Raw genomic sequence first — 18,239 nt, 5'->3', positions numbered from 1 at the left:
TCTCTTAAAATTAAGATTACAAATTTCCTGTTCTTAATGAAAGCAAGAGCAGTACTTATTATTCCCCCATTCTTTCTCAACCTGTAAAGTGGTGTGTGTGATATTAAAAGTCTGATGTAATTTATCCCTAACGTCATATAAAAGTTGGTCTTCATAACCCTTGGGAATCACGAGATGAGCTGTCAGTGCTGTTTCTGTTGTACTCAAAGCCCATACATGTAGATCGTGTACGTCTTCCACATCTTCTATTGTTTTCAAGTAGTCCTCAACTTCATTTACATCAATATTTTTAGGTACGGCATCGATTACCAACTTGACCGAATCTACCAACAACCCCCAAGTTCCATATAGTATAACCCCAACAATAAGGAAGCTAAGGCAAGGGTCAACCCAAAAAGCATCGGTGTATTTCATTACCAGTCCACCAATTAATACTGCTAATGTTACTCCTGCATCCGCTGCCATATGAAGAAAAGCCCCTTTAATATTTAAATCATGCTGACCTTTCATAAACATAAGTGCAGTACCGGCATTGATAAACAAGCCAATACTAGCGACTATCATAATTGTACTACTTGGTACCGCAATTGGGTTTTGAATTTTTTCAATAGCATCCCAAAGAATAAACCCTGATGCCAAAATGATTAGCAAACTATTGAGAAGTGAAACAAGTATTGTGGTTTTCCTGAGTCCGTATGTATACTTACCACTTGGTTTCTTTTTCGCAATCCAAATAGCTGCCCAAGCCAAAACCAAACCAAATACATCACTTGTATTATGACCTGCATCTGCCAAAAGTGCCGATGAGTTGGTGGCAAAACCATAGAACGCCTCCAATGTTATATAAACAGTATTCAGCCCAATACCAATGGCAAACGCTTTTCCAAAATTGTCATGCGTGTGATTGTGATTATGTCCCATAATTTTATAAACCAGCTTTTTTGAATATTTCTAATATTTCTCCTGAAATAGGCATTGATTTCAATGGCGGAACATTAGCCCCTCCTGTATTACCTAAAGGAATATGTCCAACAAAAGATTTGACACCCCCTACAAGTAACCTTGGAATTTGTCCAATAACTTCTTTAGCATCCTTGATGTGGATTCCAAACAAAAGCATTTTCCAATGAACATAAGTGTGATGATATGGATATGCCTGACCGATAATATGTGCACGCTCCAAATGATTCCATGCTGCCTGAAGATTTCCCGCTTCTAAATTTATTTGATACCCCTTCAATTCTTGATCAAAGTATGGCTTCAGTTTTTTTGGCATCATAGTATATAATTTCATGGTAGTTCAAGTTTTTTATTACGAGTTATTAATCAATTCTAAATCCGTATTAAGTAGCCACATCACAGCCTAAATTAAGAAAGTAGGGTGATGTAGCTAATAATATTACCAGGCTAAACTAGGCATCTAATGCCCATGTCCACCTTTTTCTTTATTCATTTCTGACTTAAGATAAAAAGCACCTTTAGTAACAATATTGGTTGTATCTGAGTCACTACTAAAGGCTGCTACTTCAGTAAGACCCAATTCAGTGATACCTTCTTGAATCTTTACTTTTTCAAACAGAATATGTTCCCCCTCTTTTCCTGATTGAATAAAGTAATAATAATGCCCCTCATCTCTGATGATTGCATCCTCTGGCAGCACCCTACGCATTTGTGGCTCAGTGACAATCTGAGCCTCTACATACAACCCTGGGATCAAGATTTCTTGCTCTTCAAAGTGTCCATGTACACGGATAGTTTTGGTGTCCAAATCCAAATTCTTGCCGACAAGGGAAATTCTTCCCTCATAGACACTTCCATTTTCAAATGCAGGGATAGTGAACAGAATTTTCTGACCTTTTTTCACTTTTGGAATATCACTTTGGAATACCTGCAATTCCACATGCATATGTTCTCGATCAATCACTTCCATAATGACATCATTCGGCGTTACCAATTGTCCTCTGTGTACATTTAGTTGTGTAATGGTACCATTAAACGGGGCTGGCAGATAAACCATTGACTGAATATTTCCCTTTGCAACATGCCCTGGAGAAATTCCTAAAAACCGAAGCTTTTCAGTTAGTGCACTCACTTTTGCACGAGTTCCGTTGTAATCCGATTGAATTTTCTGGAAGGTCTTTTCTGCACTTACCTTTGCCTCTGCCAGTGTCTTTTGACGAACTAGTTCCTGTTCCAAAAAGGTTAATTGGCTTATCGCCTGCAAGTAATCTTGTTGTAGCTGGATGTAAGAAGGGTGTTTAAGCACCACCAGGGTTTGCCCTTTTTTAACTTCAGCTCCTTCCAAAAACCTGATATCTTCCACAAAGCCTTCCATAGAAACATTGATAGAAGCAAGATTATTGGGAGGAAGTTCTATAGCTCCATTGGCTTCAATATTACTACCTAAAGTGTGATAAGAAAATGTTCCAATCTCGATACCTGCCTGTTTAACCTGAATGTCCGTTAGTTCAATCACACCTTCATCGTGATGCTCTTCTTCATGTACATGGTGATCTACTTGCTTACCATTACTTCCACATGAGGACAAGACTATTGTAGCGATTAATAGTATTTGAATAGCCCGATTTATATATATATTCATTATATGTCTTATTTATTATTGTTGACCCTTGATTCGTTCCAGTTCAATAACAGATTGATTGTACAGACGTACTTGTTTAATGTAGTCTGATTTAATCTTTAAAGACTGCTTTACGCCTTGTACAAACTCTACATAACCTATTTCACCCTGACTGAAACTTAATTGGATGTTATTAAGAATAATGTCTGCTTGTTTTAAGAGATTCCCCTCATAAAAAGCCAATGTATTTTTGTGTTTCAAATTAGCTTCAATGAGTGATGAAACTCGCCCTTGATAATTCCTCCATTCCTGTGTATATGTAGCTTGCGCAACCTGCTGTTCAAGTTTAGATACTTCGGTTTGCTTAGTATACTCTCTAAGCCACAATGGAATAGTAACACCTACTGATACACTTTGAAACCGAGTGCCTCGTCCTACAAATTCAGTAGACCCATTTCTATCATAGAACCCTTGTAAGGATTGATTCTGATAACCTACTGTTATATCTGGGTACATCTTAGCTTTGCTCAACATCTGTTGATTTTCTGCGATCTCAACCTGTTGATGGATATAATTGAGTACAGGACTATTCAACAGTGAGTCTTTCAGTAAAAGGGCAGAAGATATACTTCTCTTTCCCCCTTGCATACCATTTACCTTAAAATCATGTGAAATCTGTAATATTGCAGATAACTCATACCGAATACTACTTTGGTCAGCATCATTTTGGTTCAATAAGTTTCTAACTTCCATAAGCTGCGCCTGTGCAGATACCATTTCAAGTTGATTGATTTCTCCCACTTGAACTCTCAATTGAGCTGCTTCCTGAAATTTGGTATAAATGGAATCTTGAAATTGCAAAAGTAATCTCTGCTGCTGTAAGCTTAAGAGGTCATACCAAAGGGTCTTTACCTGAGCAGCCAGCTCATTAGCTGTCATTTTCAATTGAAGTTCAGCTCCTTTAGTTTCTGCTTTTAAAAGATGTGAACGTTTAGAATAAACCGTTGGAAATGAAAAGTTTTGACTTACCCCAAAAGCAAGGTCATTTTCAAAACTATTGTACTTGCCATACTGTGTTTCTACCGTCGTTTTACCTGGATTGAAAGCTGTTTTCTCTAATGCTTTATGGCTCTCAATACGGTACTGACCAGCTTTGATCAGTCCATTATTTTCTAAAGCTAATTGGACAGCCTGATCAGCAGTCAGTGGAAGCTGTGGATCCTGTGCTTTTACATAAGGAATAAATATAAAGAACACTATGCCTGTTGCAATAACCGTTTTGTTTACCTGCCCACTACTCCTGCCATTTTCCATCCATAAGTAGATCACTGGAAGTACTATCAATGTCAGTAAAGAGGCGGTAATGATTCCTCCTATGACTACGGTAGCCAAGGGACGCTGAACCTCCGCTCCAGCTGAATCAGATAAGGCCATCGGCAAGAAGCCTAGAATATCTGTAATAGCTGTTAGAAATATGGGTCTCAAGCGTGAACGAGTAGCTTCTTTAATTCTTTCAGTAACATCTGTTACACCTTCGGATTTGAGATCATTCAAGCTACTAATGAGTACTAACCCATTGAGTACTGCTACCCCAAAGAGAGCTATAAAGCCCACACCTGCAGAGATACTAAAGGGCATTCCTCTGAACCAGAGAGCAAAAATACCCCCTACTGCAGCAAATGGAATAGCTGTATAAATCAGCATAGTTTGCTTAAAGGAACGAAGGTTTATAAAAAGAATGGCGAATATCAAACCTAGTACCAAAGGCACTACAATAGATAACCGTCGTTGTGCCCTTTCCAGGTTTTCAAACTCTCCTCCATAGGTTATTGAATACCCGGGAGGAAGCTTTATTCCTGAAAGTTTACTTTGGATCTCTTCTACAAAAGACTGGGTATCCCGATTACGGACATTTACACCAATTACAATTCTTCGGTAAGTGTTATCTCGTGAAATCTGAGCAGGTGCATCTTCAATAGAAATGTCAGCTACTTCCGAAAGGGGTATTCTATTTCCATTAGCCAGTGGAACATAGAGTTTTTTTACCGCAGCAATGTCTCTTCTTGAGTTCGTAGCCAACCGTAGTACTAAATCAAATCGCTTTTCTCCTTCAAACACCTTTCCTGTGATACCTCCAGAAAATGCAGTACTGACAATCTGATTAAGTGATGAAATGGACAGCCCATACTCTGCAATCCGTTTCCTGTTATAATCAATAACAATTTGTGGAAGCCCTACTACCTGCTCTACCAACACATCTCCTGAACCTTCAACTTGACGGATAATAGAGGCTACTTCATTGCCTTTGTCTTGAAGTACCTCTAGATCCTCTCCATAAATTTTCACGGCAATATCTTGCTTAACTCCCGTCATCAGCTCATTAAACCTCATCTCAATAGGCTGTGAAAACTCAATATCGATCCCTGGCAAAACAGACAATGCCTTCCTCATTTGATTGGCAAGCTCTTCTTTGGAGTCAGTAGTTGTCCATTCAGTTTTATCTTTCAATGTCACCATGACATCAGCACCTTCAATTGGCATTGGATCCGTTGGGATTTCACCTGCTCCTATTTTAGTTATGACCGTCTTCACTTCCGGAAACTGCTCCAGCAGTATCGTCTCCAGCTTGTTCATGTTCTTCGTCATCTCTTTGAGAGAAGTTCCAGGAGCCATTCGGGTTTCCAGTGCAAAGTCTCCTTCGTCAAGCTGAGGTATAAACTCTCCTCCTAAATTCAAGAAAACCAAAGCCGCAATTGCCACAAATCCCAATGCAGTCGAAATAACCCATCCTTTTGCTTTTAGTGCCCATATGATGATAGGTGTATAGCATGTCTCTAGCCAACGCATAAACTTATCTCCCCAAGTTTGCCTATCTAGCTTCTTAGAATACAGAAAAGCTGCCGTAACCATCGGTACATAAGTAAGGCATAAAATCATAGCTCCCAGAATGGCAAAACCAAAAGTTAATGCCATAGGTCGGAACATTTTGCCTTCAATGCCAGTGAGCGTAAGGATAGGGATAAAGACTATAAGAATGATAACCTGACCAAAAATGGCAGCATTCATCATTTGAGAAGATGCTTTTATGGCGACTTGATTAATCTGTTCTTTCTGTTTGGAAGGCGCCAACTTTTGTATGTCACCAAACTTTTTGAGCATCAACACCACCATAAACTCCACAATAATAACAGCCCCATCTACAATGATTCCAAAATCAATTGCTCCAAGGCTCATAAGATTAGCGGACACTCCGAAAGTGTTCATCATACCCAAAGCAAACAGAAAGGAAAGTGGAATGACAGACGCAACGATAAGTCCAGAGCGGAGCGTACCTAGAAGGAATACGAGTGCAAAAATAACAATGAGGCCTCCCAAAATAAGGTTTTCTGAAATTGTTGAAGTAGTTTTTTCAACCAGCCTGGTACGATCTAGGAATGGCTTTATTCTTACTCCTTCAGGTAAGATAGGCTGAATTTGGGCTATACGTTGCTTTACCTTATCCACTACTTCAGCTGAATTAGCACCCTTGAGCATCATCACCATCCCAATAACGGTTTCACCTTGACCATCAACCGTTGCAGCCCCATATCGGGGAGCGGTACCTATCCCCACCTTACCGACATCCTTAATAGTTACAGGTATACCTTCTCTTTTGGTAATTACGATATTGCTGATGTCTGTAAAATCTTTTACTAACCCTTTACCACGTATATAATATAGATTAGGTCCTTTTTCAATATAGCTACCTCCAGTATTCTCATTATTGGTTTGTAAAGCCTCAAAGACCTCGGGTAGCGTAAGGTCAAAGCCATTTAGCTTATTTGGATCAATAGCCACTTCATATTGCTTCAGGTAACCGCCCCAGCTACTAATCTCAACCACCCCCTGAATCATACTCAGTTGCCTTTTAACAATCCAGTCTTGAATTGTCCTCAATTCTATGGCATCATATTCAGCTTCATACCCTGGGTCAGTTCCTAATGTATATTGGTAGATTTCACCCAAACCCGTCGAGATAGGCCCCATCTCTGGCGTACCCAAGCCGTCTCCAATATTTTCTTGAGCCTCTTTCAGTTTCTCCCCCACCAATTGTCTTGGCAAGTAAGTTCCCATATCTTCTTCAAAAACCACCGTCACTACCGACAATCCAAACCTTGAAATGGATCGAATTTCGGTCACCCCGGGAAGGTTTGCCATAGCTAACTCCACCGGATAGGTAATAAATTGCTCAACCTCTTGAGCAGCTAAATTTTGAGATGTAGTAATAACTTGCACCTGATTGTTGGTAATATCAGGTACTGCATCGATAGACACTTTTGTAAGTGAGTAAATCCCCCAGCCTGCTATAAATAGTGTAAACAGGCCAACGAATAGCTTATTCCTAATGGAAAAAGCAATAATTTTATTGATCATAAAAAATAATTTAATATCAGTTTAAACATACTTTGAGCCAGCCTTGAACAAGGGACAATCAGTTATGTCCATCTTGTAAAGACGCAAAAGTGACTGATATTAAACTTGAGGTGGGTGAAGTAATTGAAAAGTATATCCCTGTTCTATATGATTATTATAGACGCTTTTTTGAATAGAAAGCGAAAAATCTTTGACTAGAAATATTGTGTACTTCTGATATACAATAAAATGTGAATGACAACAATGACAGGCACAGAATGGAGAGCATGTGTCGTGATGGTCAGAATCTCTTTGATGCTGCTTTGCTTCAATGGAAATAGACTCATAAGATGACGGCTCATCCCCACAAGGGACTAATGAGAATATCACAACCAACAAAGACAATATGAATACACCAATTCTCATGCGTACACTTCTTATTTTTTAGGGTAATTTGAATTACAAAAAAAGAAAAACCTTTAACTTATTTAAAGGTTTCACCTCAATGATACTACAAGAATAGAAAAAAATGCCTGCAACCAATTTGCATTCTTTAAGAACAACTCGCACAGGTTCCCCTATATACCATATTGACACTATCTGCTTTAAACCCAGAAGGAACCTTTGTTTGAGGAATCTTAGCATGAGATAAGCAATATGTTTCTTTGCACTTAACACAATGAAAGTGAATATGTTGATCTTGTGGTTTACATTCACAATTCTCTTCACAAATAGCATACTTCACAGCGCCTGTACCATCATCTATACTATGAATCAGCTTTTTTTCTTCAAAAGTCTTTAATGTCCTGTATAATGTTGCTTTATCAGCCCGTTCTAACACCATTTCAATATCACTAAGACTTAATGCCACACTTGAGTTTAGTAATGTTCTTAAAACCAATATTCGTATTGGAGTTGGTTTGATATTGCGGTTTTCCAGTTTTTGTTCATCCATGATTTTTATGTTAAACAGTTGCAGTTATGACCTGAATGCGGCTCTTATTATAGATCATATACAAATATAGTGAAGCAGTACTTATTTTCTTTTGAAGTGAATATAAATAATAGTCCTCCTTTGATTAAGTATAATTTTCATGTCCCTAATCTTCTTCCACCAACCGAAACCTCCTAGGATCCCCATACTCCTCTTTAAATCGCTCAAACTCTACAGGCGATAGCCGCTCTCTGGTATCAATCCCGATACGCTTACAGAGAGCGGCTACTTTGTTTCTACCGATACCATATAGAAAGGACAAATCTTCTTTACTGACAAAAGGGCCAACATTCATTTTCATAGCTTCTGATAGTGATTAGGGCTTGCAATCGATTCTTCACAAGCAGCGTGGATTAAAAAATAATATTCTGATCATTCGACTTACGCAATATAATATTTCCAAGACAGACAAATTGATGCTTTTGCTTCAACTTGCATCGTTTTGCACATATTGTCGTATTTCGCTCTTTTTTGCACTGAAATAGCTCGTCTTGCTTTGTCTTTTTTCAAGATGCTTCGCTTCGCAAAAGGCGATTTGCACCCCTCAAAAATCCCCTTCATATTTGACATGAGTATTCCGGAGTAGCATTGTAAAATCAACAAACTACTTCATGAAAAATTTAACCTGGATCGCAGGAGCAGGAGGCCTTGCCGCTTTGGGCTACTGGTATTACAACCATGTGGTGGAGCAGGTAAAGAATAGCGTTTCGACGAGCATTCAATCCTTCAAGGTGCATAAGGTGAGTTTGAGAGAGCTGGTCTTTAGACTGCAAGTAGGAATCCGAAATGATTCTACCTGGGGCTTTGATATGGAGCACCTCAACGTAACGGTTGCGGTGATGGAAGAGAACGGATCCACTACTGAAATTGCCAATGGTATTCCACTGCAGAAGGTACGAATCGAAGGGAATGGAAAAACGACCTCGCTACCTGAGATTATCATCAAGGCATCTACCTTGAATGTGGGGGTTTTGGCCTTGTCATTCCTAAGCAGTAAAAAGGTTCCTAAGATGGTGGTCACTGCCAAAGCGAAGGTGGGTGGAGAAATGATTGAAGAAACAGAAGTATTTGACCTGAATGAACGGAATGAAAATTAAGTACCTGGACGGCGGTTTGGGCGTCGTGGCAAACAGGAAACGAAAGCTCCGTTCGGGCAAAGAATATGAGCATCTGTTTCCCAAACCCAACAAGCTGGACCCTTACCTGAAATACAACGGAGATACGTATGATACGATCGCCTTTATGGAAGACATTGTCCGAAAGACTTTGCCGGATACCAAGGGGATCGCAACGGTGCTTCAGGGAGATTCCCTGAGGAAGACAAGTAAGAATATTTTTGACTTTATCTATCGTCATATCCAATACAAACCGGATAAGGCGACAGAGGAGGAACTGAGAAGACCTGCCCGATCGTGGGCAGACCGGAAAACGGGCGTAGACTGTGACTGCTATAGTATTTTTATCTCTAGCATTCTACATAACCTGGGCATACCCCATGCTTTCCGGAAAACGAAATACTATGGAAGAAGCTACTTTCAGCATATCTACGTGATTGTACCTAAGCAAGAGGGGCTTTCCCTAAACAAACGAGAGAACTACATCACCATAGACCCTGTGCTGGATCACTTCGACCAGGAGAAACCGTTTTCACAAAAGCATGATTTGCTCATGCGACCATCCAAAGCAACAATGAATGGCTTTTCCTCCGGTTTGGGAGGGTTGGAGGGAATGCCCATTCGTTATTTAGATGGCCTGCAAGAAAGGGAGCCTGTGTATTACAGTCCCGATGCGGTACGCTACCAACAGTCTTATGGCTTAAACGGAGCCTTATTCTTTGATGGCGTAGATTACTATGAGCCGCTGATTGGAATGAACGGGCAACCGCAATTGGGTTTCCTGAAAAAAATAGGCAAGTCCAAGTTCTGGCAAAAGGCAAAATCCTTTGCCGGAAAAGTCGTGAAAGTAGCGACGCCATTGGTAGCTTCGGTGATTCCTGGCAGTGGACCTGTCTTGAATGTGGCTTCTAACTGGCTCAACAAAAAGCCAACAGCTACTCCTCAGGAAGTGAAGCCTGTAGGCATTCAAAGCGGTGGAGAAATCCCGGCATTGAATCCTGCTTCTATCCAACTCAACAAGAAAGAGGGTGTCAACCTGGTAGCCGCAACACCTCAGAAACCAGACTTCTGGCAGCGAGTTAGTTCCGGCATCCAAAAGTTAGTTTCTCCTGTACCTGCTGTCACTCCTGCGGGAACTCCACCTACAGGAGTCGTACAGCAAGCTATTCCAGTGGATAAAAATCCCGGCTTCGCCAGTCTTTTGGCAAAGGTGGAAGACTATAAAAAGCTTTCAGAAAAATACCGCTCGGTATTGGATACGATTAAAGAAGGCAAAGGAGAAGATGGCAAGCTGCAGATGAAAGAGCTCTTCGATATTGTCAACAATGTTAGCAAGGGGATCTCACACGAAGAGGTGATGAACCTCTCCAAGGCAGTGGGGGTTTCTGCAGAAGATGCTCAAAAGTTTGCGGCATTACTTGCCAAGAAAGAAGTCAATGCACTCGCTGCTAAAACAGCCACCAAAGAGGATGTAGCCAATAAGCTCGATAAGGGCGATGCAGAAAAGTTGATCAAGGCAGAGGCTAGTAAAGCCTATGCCGCATCCCGACTATCTGCAGAAAAGGCTAATGCCAAAATGGAAAAGGAGCTGATAGCTGCCAAAGCATCCGCTGACCTTGCCAAGATGGAGGCCAAACTGGAAGCCAAAGAACTGGTAGAAAAAGCAAACCATGAAACACAGCTTCGATTGGCTCAATTGGAACAGAAGCAGGGAGGCGATCCACAAAACCAGCAAATGTTGTGGATGGGAGGATTAGCTCTTGTAGGGGTAATACTATTCATGCAAAAGAAATAAGCAACCCAACAACCATTATCAATCAAACCAACTAAACAACCAACAACTTGAAAGACAACTATCAAAAAGCACTCACACACGGAGGTGCCATTGCGGCAGGTGCTGCCCTGGGTAAGTTGACACTCTCCAAGATGCCTAGTCCCATTGTGGCCATGGCTGCCTTGGCGGGAGGAATTTACCTCTATGCCTCAGGGAAGGGTAATCCGGCATTAGCGACCGGAGCCATGACCGCAGGCGTAATGGGTACCCTAACCCATGCTTCCGTACAAGAAAAATTACCGTTCCTAAAAGGATTGGATGGAGATGGCCTGAATGGCATTAATGGAGGCGTTGGCCAAATCGTATTCGATGCCCAGGGCAATCCTTACCATGTCGGTGGGATCAATGGCGCCATGGGTAATACGCAACTCGTGCAGGACCAGTATGGCAACAGCTACTACACTGTAGGTGGATTGGCCGGAGAGGATGAGTTCGATGACTTTGAAGACCTTAGCGGTACCGAAGCTGAAATCGACAACCTACTAGGCATTACTGCAGGCATGGCGGGTGAATACGAAGAGGAAGACGAAGACCTGGACGGTATTGACGGAGATTACGATGATGACCTGGATGCAGAGTTGGCAGGCCTTGATGGCGAAGACGATGCGATCATGGACATGATGTAAGCTGCTTCACCTTTCTAACAACGTTCCCCTATTCTGGGGGAACGTCCTACCCTTGACATTTCATTATCAATCAATAAACGAACTAACAACTTGAAAACACAAGACACTACCAGAGAACAACGCTTCCTCTTTAAGAAGGCTCAGAAAGCAGGAGATATTTTCGAAGCAACCCGAAGAGAGATCCTGGAGGGTAAAGCCCGCTTTATGGATGCCGATGTGACCCACCGTCACGACATTACCAATGGTGCCGGTATCTACAACCTATTGCTGCCTACCAACGACAAGATTGTCGGCATCTCAGACTTCCAGGGCAACCAGCTAGACCCAGGCATGAACGTAGCGGCTGGAAGAATCAAGATTGGTTACGGTAAAGCCGCAACAGCAGGAAATCCGAAGCCACAAGACATTGTCTATTCCAGCAAAAAGGGAGACTTCCCTAAGGAACTATTGAATGCCAAACTAATCGTCATTCAGGATTCCAAAACCCTTATGAAACTTCCGGTCGAACGCTTTACTGTAGGGGCTGACTCTTCCAAGGCACAGGGGGAAGAAGATGCATTGGCACTTTCTACCTTATTGCTTTTGGCAGAAAGAAAGGAGATCAAGGTGCAATTGGAGTTCCATCCTTCTCAGGAAATGCCGGATGGCGCAGATGCTCACTTCTTTGAGGTACGCTTTATCGGAACACAAACCGTATCAAAGTAATAGCCGATGAGTAAGGAAACATTTCTGCAAGTTCAGAAAGTCAGCTATGCGGCAGGTACTCCAGCGTCAACCCTCTACAAGGAGTTGACGCTGAACAGTGCCTATGAGCGATGCATTGGTGTTTGCATCTATCCAATCCTTAAAGGAGGGATTGATGTATTCCGCTTAGGGCTTGCCGATAACAACCAGGATTACATTAATAACATCCATTACAAGGCATTGGAGTCTGTACCGGAAGCAGGATTAGAAATCGGTCAACGATTCCATAAGGTGTCGTTCCCAGCGGGAGGACATCGTATCAAGATTCGAACAGAGATCCCGACGCAGCTTGCCACAGACCTGACTTATGACTTTGTCTTTTTACTGGAAAGAGAAGCGAAAGCGTCATGAGTTCACCCATCGTAGAAATCAATATGGATACTCTGGTCGAAACAGGGGACACCTTCTCTTTGACCAATGTCGTAGGATTCTCCATCACCAATAGTGGTCCTTCCGATGCCTTTCTGGGATATGTAGGCAGTGGAAAACCAATTGCTTTAAAAGCAGGAGAATCACGAGAGTTTCACCCTGTAGGGTATCAGTTCAAAGGGCAGATGGAAGTAGCCTTTGACAAAGTAGAGGTAGGATTAATAGAGGTAATCAAATACGTGCGATGAGATCAGGAGTAGGATTAAAAACCAAAGCCATTAACCAACAAGCGGTAGAACCTACCGTGGTACGGGTATCCGATGGCACACTAAAATATCCCGTGATCCATCCCAAGTATACTTACTTGATTCCTTCCGGTACACTGCTATTGGATTGCAAGGAAGAACGCTTTTCTGAGTTTGACCTTACCCATGAAGGTAACATTCACATGGAAGCTTTTCGGGTAGCCAATGGAGCACATATTCGGTTGATTGTTCGTCATACTGCTACTGCAGAAGACCTTTCAGTCACCTTTGATCGAGCCATTACGGATACTGCTTCTGTGACGATTCCCGGAGAACAAGAGGTCACGACCCTGGATATTCATGTGATCAAGCATGATGAAGATGAATACGAGTATATCGTCTTTGTGGCAGGTATTGAGGATGGACAGCTGAAAACGATCTCTACCCGATTGAGTACGCTAGAGTCCGGAACCGGAAAGGCAAGCTGGGAGAATGTATCGGGAAAGCCCTCTACATTTCCACCCAGTACACACACTCATGATTGGAGTAATGGAGTTACCGCCAAGCCTTTTAATCAACTGGGTACTGAGTTTAAGAATAACGGTGGTAGTCTGGAAGTCCAAAGCATTGATGCTTCTAAAATCAACAACCTACCTACGGGTGGAGGAAGTGGCGTTTCCAACCTGGACGAAGCGATGGCTGCAGGCACCAACTTAACCGCCAACTATCAGGTAGACTTGCCCGAAGATGGAAACTTCACGATTCGGGGCTTCGGTACATTTCTAGGCGATACGGATGGTCAACTCAGTGTAGGCTCCTCTTTTGGGAAGCTCAAGGGAACCGATGGTTTTGGAGGGTATTCTGAAATTGAGGCAGGTGAATTTATGGGCTTTATGGCTGCGTCTGACGGGTTTGATAATTCCCAGCTCTCCATCACAGGGTCAGGATTGACCTTGGAAAGTTCTTCAGGAGTTTTTGGCACCTTGACAGATTACTCAGCCCGAATGACGGATAATAATCACTACATCACCTTGCTCAGAGGTAAACAACTACTCGGAACTTTTATCGATGCCTTGGAAGCCGAAGGAGTGATTACTACTCCACAGAACACCAATCTGAAAACAGCCATAGGTCTTTAAGCCTATGCTGTAACACAATTAAACTTCACTAAAAACAATCATAATAAATGGGAGTATTTGGAAGACCCACTTATGAAAAACAAGTGCTTGTCGATGGTCCATACGCAGGAACCGTTGACCTAGCCAATAAGCTTGGAGCCTTGGCTGCCACATCTCCAGGCAAACAAGCCAAGCTATTTATTTGCAACCAAAAGACTTTTAACGGCTATAAAAACTCCAATCAAAAAGTCTATGGCTTTGCCCAACAAACTTCGGAGCGATACGTCATGGAGGAAATAACCTCTCATGGCAGCTTTAACCACGGCAGTCAGGTAGCAGGAACTACTGCCGATCATTGGAAGCATATCTATGCTGCCCGTCACGTAGAAGGTGGTACGGGTAAATACCTGCACGACATTAAGCTGTTAGGCTTTTTGGATAGAGCCAATAATAACAGCTGGAAAGGATCCAACCGTTTCGTGCTATGCTCTGCCACTCCGGTACAGGCGTTCCGTGCCAAGGTAGCCAACCCATACTACCCCAATGCCGGAAACCCATTCAATGAAAAGAAAGGAGAAGGCTTTGTCTTTGCCATTGCCGGAACCATGGGAGAAGACAAGTTCAATGATCCAACGGCAGAAGAAGACATTCTCGACTATATCAATATCGTGTATACCGACAAGAACAATACGGCCAACACGATGGTGATCAACCGTTCCAACGTCACTATGTCTCATCCTACCTATATCGCTTCCCTGAATATGACATTGGTCTATACCAATTTCTATTACGAAGGAGAGACAACCGTATCGGGTGGAGGTCCAGGAGGTGGTACAGGTAGTGGTAGTACACACAATGCCTGGACATGCAAGGATGCCAAAATTGAGACAAAAGATAAAGACGGGACTTCCATAGGTTCTATTGACGGATGTGCCTATGAAGTGAGTGTAGGCTATGGCATCATTGGTGGCATGGACCTTTCTGCATCAGCCAGTGCTTTGGGAGCTACGGTTACACTTAGCTGGAAGCTCGCAAGTGGTGCCAGTGTGGATAGCAATACAGGTCAGTTACAAGAACTGATCAACGGCAATTGGGTAGAACCAACCGGAGCACCAAACGCCAATGTATTCAATACCGATGGGGAGGCTAGTATCCCAGGGGTTACTCCAGGCATTCACGCTTACCGCATCGCTTATGTAGAAAACGGTAAACTCAAAACGACAGCAGTCAGAGAAATCTATATGGGAACATCCGTTTTCACAAGATTTGATGCCACCCAAAGCGACAGCAACTCTTTGAACCCACAATGGAATACCAGTGTGGCCGGTACGGAGCAAAAAGGCTTTGCCCTTTACCGCAGAGAAAAGGGAGCTGAAACCTTTGTATTTGTCACTGAGCAGACCAATTCCTCCGCTTTGAGTCACCAGGATACCGGAGCTGTCAAAGGCAAAGAATACCAGTACTACATCGAAGTGACTATGACCAACGGCGAAGTGTATGCCGCAGAATCTGACTATTACCTGTACTAAACCAAAAAGATGAGCTTACAAACAAAAATCAAAGGACTTAGAAGAGAGGGATCTGTTTTTAAGGTATTGTTGGAAGATACCTTCTCCTCATCCTCTCCATTCAATGTGCTGTTTATGATCAAGGATATGGAAACGAATCGTATCCATTTCCCGAAAGAGCAAGCACAACCTGCAGGAAGCCGTGATTACCTTACCCTGGATACGGCAGACCTAGCCGATATCGGTGGCAACAGCATGACGGATCGTTATTTCGGAGCCAAGAAAGAAGGTAAGTTTGTGATTATTGCCGTGGCCTCTGATCACGCTTCTACAGCAGACATAATCCAGGCATACGCCACAGAACCTACAGCCGCTTTCAAGCGTGCCTATCTTCCTTGGAGTGAATCCCCGGACAGCGTTGCCAAAAACGTGCAGGACTTTATTCCTGTAGAGATGTACGGCATCTATGAGCAAGCCGATGGAAACCTTCGTTTGCATATGACTCGTGCTGCCTTAATCGAAAAAGGCATCTATGAACCTTCCAAGGATTACGTACTGGAAATGGAAGTCAACGGCAGAGGCTATGCCAAGACGATCCCGGCAAAACAAATGGAAGTAGGCGTTGTCCTGGATGAGTTTAAGATTCCAAGAGCCTATATCCATTCAGCCGATAATACCAGAAAGGAAATCAAAGCGTTCAGGGCTAAGCTTAAAAATGGATCCAACAGCATTGATGTACCGATCATCAAAGTACCTACCAAGCAAGCCAACAACTGGGGAGGTATTAGTATGACTGTCCCTTCTCACAATCAGGAACGCAGCAACACTGATGGAAGCCGTGATGTAACGCTTCACTTCTGTGATAGCTCCTATGGCATTGCCAGTGGACTATTATTAGGCCCTGGCATTATTCAAACAGCGGTAGAAATCAGGGTATACGATGCCAAAGGCACAGCTAGAAAGTCAGCTGATAAGCAATACCGTTTCTTTGTTGCTTCTGAAGAAGTGAGTGGAGAGAACTACGGAGAAATGCACTTTAATCGACTGCTCGATGGCTCCACATGGCCTTATGCTTTCTATGCGAATTTGCTATTCCGTGCTCCAGAACTTGTCGGTTACGATGGCTTTGAATATGCCGGAAATACCCTGGATGCCCGTAATCAGTTTGCCTTGGCTCCATTCAGTGCTGATGAGTGTACCAATGCCCACAAAGATATCAGCATTACCAAGAAGTCATCCACTTCAAGCAAGAAGCTGCAAAGCGGCTATCCTGCACCTGGATTGACCTGGACACCCAACAAAGCCGTGACGCTTAATCAATGTCAGGTAAGATTGATTTCTTACAAGTTGAATAAGGCAACCTATGGCTCCGTTCACGACAAGATTCCAAACACCCAACACAATGTGCTATTGAAGAACAAGTCAGCGGATCCATCATGGGGAATTGTCACTTATGCTTCTGGAGATGCGTATGTTCGCTATGCTTTGAGAGTGACCAACGATGTCACCGGTGATCTGGAATATATCTTTTCTCCATTCTATCCGATTGCTCCAGACCCCGTCACGTTGACGACCGAGAATCAGAATGATGTCAAGCATTTGGATTATGGGGAATATGTGCGCTTGATGTGGGATGCCAAAGGAAGGGCTGTCACTGCCAAAATCCAAACCAAGGTATGGGGTGGATCCTGGACAACCCGAAAGACCCTTAGTAATGGATCCGTCAACACCTACAATTATTACCCAAGTACCAACGAGATCGACAATGGATTTCAGGTACGTATTCAGCTCTCCAACACAGAAGGCAGCGTAACTTCCAACGAAGAAGATATCCTAACCTGGGGAGAAGTCTAACCCATACTTTCAACCAACCATGATGTCATTTATTGATAAGATAGGAGTCGCCACCATTTCGATGGCGGTTCCTTTAAGCATGATCTCTACGCTCAGCAATTTAGAACTCACCATGAACGACGTGGATGCGATCACCCTGATCATGACCTCCTCCCTTTCCACGACCTGGCTACTGCTCCGCATTTACCGAGAACAAAAAGAGATCAAGAAACTGAAAAAAGAAGAAGAACATGACAAAACCAAAGCGTCTTGAACCCATCCCCACCATACGGGTGGATAGCCAAAAGAACCCTGTGGCCAAGCAGATTGTGGAGGAAAAGCAAAAGAAACAACAGGCTCAGACAGTCCACTCTCTGAAAGCTAAAGTAGGTCAACTGAGCAGACTCCTTCGCAGTGCTCAACACAAGAACCGAAAGATGCTACAGCAACTTCGAAACGAGCGAAAGAAAGGATCCACGGGAAATAAAAGAGTTCGTACCTACCTCAGCAAGATCAAAGCCCAGAACATTGCGATCTCCCGACTAAAGAAAAAGCTATCGGTACTTTCCCGCAGAGTAAAAGCGGCATCCAGAAAGCGACCATCTTCTAGTCGCAGACGATCTTCATCCGCAGCAAGAAAGAGAATGGCAGCCTTGAAGAAAAGAAGGGCATTACTCGCCAGACGTAGAGCCGCAGCATTGAAGCGAAAAAGAGCATTGGCAGCGAGAAAAAGGGCTGCAGCAGCAAGACGAAGACGACCAAGGAGAAGGAGATAGAGGGATGTCATAATCCACAATCAAACCTCGCCTAGGGTTGAAACCCCAGGCTCTTTATGAATTGCCACGTTGTGGCGATCTATACTAACGATTAACGAAAGAAC

18 protein-coding genes are annotated in these 18,239 nt (G+C 42.9%); 11 read left to right on the top strand and 7 right to left on the bottom strand.

Features of this window, described 5'->3' with window-relative positions:
- Positions 1-33: 33 nt before the first annotated feature.
- From ABD985_RS13345 to ABD985_RS13320, 7 genes are all read right to left on the bottom strand, one after another.
- Positions 34-921, bottom strand: coding sequence for a cation diffusion facilitator family transporter (locus ABD985_RS13345; RefSeq protein WP_345372501.1), 888 nt, complete (start codon positions 919-921; stop codon positions 34-36).
- Between the two features lie 4 nt (positions 922-925).
- Positions 926-1,294, bottom strand: a complete 369-nt coding sequence (locus ABD985_RS13340; protein WP_345372499.1) for a DUF3703 domain-containing protein — start codon at positions 1,292-1,294, stop codon at positions 926-928.
- Between the two features lie 126 nt (positions 1,295-1,420).
- Positions 1,421-2,602 (bottom strand): efflux RND transporter periplasmic adaptor subunit, encoded by a 1,182-nt coding sequence (locus ABD985_RS13335; protein ID WP_345372497.1) that lies wholly within the window; start codon positions 2,600-2,602, stop codon positions 1,421-1,423.
- A 15-nt stretch (positions 2,603-2,617) separates the two neighbouring features.
- Positions 2,618-6,994, bottom strand: a complete 4,377-nt coding sequence (locus ABD985_RS13330) for a CusA/CzcA family heavy metal efflux RND transporter (protein WP_345372495.1) — start codon at positions 6,992-6,994, stop codon at positions 2,618-2,620.
- A 99-nt stretch (positions 6,995-7,093) separates the two neighbouring features.
- Positions 7,094-7,399, bottom strand: a complete 306-nt coding sequence (locus tag ABD985_RS21285) for a DUF6660 family protein (RefSeq protein WP_425550444.1) — start codon at positions 7,397-7,399, stop codon at positions 7,094-7,096.
- Between the two features lie 127 nt (positions 7,400-7,526).
- Positions 7,527-7,928: a Fur family transcriptional regulator gene (locus ABD985_RS13325; protein WP_345372494.1), complete on the bottom strand. Its 402-nt coding sequence runs from the start codon at positions 7,926-7,928 to the stop codon at positions 7,527-7,529.
- Positions 7,929-8,073: 145 nt separating this feature from the next.
- Complete coding sequence (locus tag ABD985_RS13320; protein WP_345372491.1) at positions 8,074-8,268, bottom strand: hypothetical protein; 195 nt, start codon at positions 8,266-8,268, stop codon at positions 8,074-8,076.
- Between the two features lie 310 nt (positions 8,269-8,578).
- Here ABD985_RS13320 and ABD985_RS13315 point away from each other — a divergent pair, with 310 nt between their 5' ends.
- The 11 genes from ABD985_RS13315 to ABD985_RS13265 all read left to right on the top strand — a co-directional run bounded on the left by ABD985_RS13315 (position 8,579) and on the right by ABD985_RS13265 (position 18,135).
- Complete coding sequence (locus ABD985_RS13315) at positions 8,579-9,064, top strand: hypothetical protein (RefSeq protein WP_345372490.1); 486 nt, start codon at positions 8,579-8,581, stop codon at positions 9,062-9,064.
- Entirely contained in the window at positions 9,054-10,877 is a 1,824-nt protein-coding gene (locus ABD985_RS13310; protein ID WP_345372488.1) for a cell envelope integrity TolA family protein, read from the top strand. Before ABD985_RS13315 ends, ABD985_RS13310 begins: the two co-directional genes overlap by 11 nt.
- 47 nt (positions 10,878-10,924) lie before the next feature.
- Complete coding sequence (locus ABD985_RS13305) at positions 10,925-11,542, top strand: hypothetical protein (protein WP_345372487.1); 618 nt, start codon at positions 10,925-10,927, stop codon at positions 11,540-11,542.
- Positions 11,543-11,632: 90 nt separating this feature from the next.
- Positions 11,633-12,247, top strand: a complete 615-nt coding sequence (locus ABD985_RS13300) for a hypothetical protein (protein WP_345372485.1) — start codon at positions 11,633-11,635, stop codon at positions 12,245-12,247.
- 6 nt (positions 12,248-12,253) lie between these two features.
- On the top strand, positions 12,254-12,637 hold the full coding sequence (locus ABD985_RS13295; protein WP_345372484.1) for a hypothetical protein: 384 nt from the start codon (positions 12,254-12,256) through the stop codon (positions 12,635-12,637).
- Positions 12,634-12,903, top strand: coding sequence for a hypothetical protein (locus ABD985_RS13290; protein ID WP_345372482.1), 270 nt, complete (start codon positions 12,634-12,636; stop codon positions 12,901-12,903). Before ABD985_RS13295 ends, ABD985_RS13290 begins: the two co-directional genes overlap by 4 nt.
- On the top strand, positions 12,900-14,039 hold the full coding sequence (locus ABD985_RS13285; RefSeq protein ID WP_345372480.1) for a hypothetical protein: 1,140 nt from the start codon (positions 12,900-12,902) through the stop codon (positions 14,037-14,039). Before ABD985_RS13290 ends, ABD985_RS13285 begins: the two co-directional genes overlap by 4 nt.
- Positions 14,040-14,086: 47 nt before the next feature.
- Positions 14,087-15,547 carry a hypothetical protein gene (locus ABD985_RS13280; RefSeq protein ID WP_345372478.1) on the top strand — a complete coding sequence of 487 codons (1,461 nt, stop codon included), beginning with the start codon at positions 14,087-14,089 and terminating at the stop codon, positions 15,545-15,547.
- 9 nt (positions 15,548-15,556) lie between these two features.
- Positions 15,557-17,380, top strand: a complete 1,824-nt coding sequence (locus ABD985_RS13275) for a hypothetical protein (RefSeq protein ID WP_345372476.1) — start codon at positions 15,557-15,559, stop codon at positions 17,378-17,380.
- A gap of 19 nt (positions 17,381-17,399) precedes the next feature.
- Positions 17,400-17,633 (top strand): hypothetical protein, encoded by a 234-nt coding sequence (locus ABD985_RS13270; RefSeq protein ID WP_345372475.1) that lies wholly within the window; start codon positions 17,400-17,402, stop codon positions 17,631-17,633.
- Positions 17,611-18,135 carry a hypothetical protein gene (locus ABD985_RS13265; RefSeq protein WP_345372473.1) on the top strand — a complete coding sequence of 175 codons (525 nt, stop codon included), beginning with the start codon at positions 17,611-17,613 and terminating at the stop codon, positions 18,133-18,135. Before ABD985_RS13270 ends, ABD985_RS13265 begins: the two co-directional genes overlap by 23 nt.
- Positions 18,136-18,239 lie beyond the last annotated feature (104 nt).

This window comes from Algivirga pacifica (assembly GCF_039543525.1).
GTDB lineage: Bacteria > Bacteroidota > Bacteroidia > Cytophagales > Flammeovirgaceae > Algivirga > Algivirga pacifica.
The sequence above is the reverse complement of the archived record's forward strand: the minus strand, read 5'-3'. Positions and strand labels throughout refer to the sequence as shown.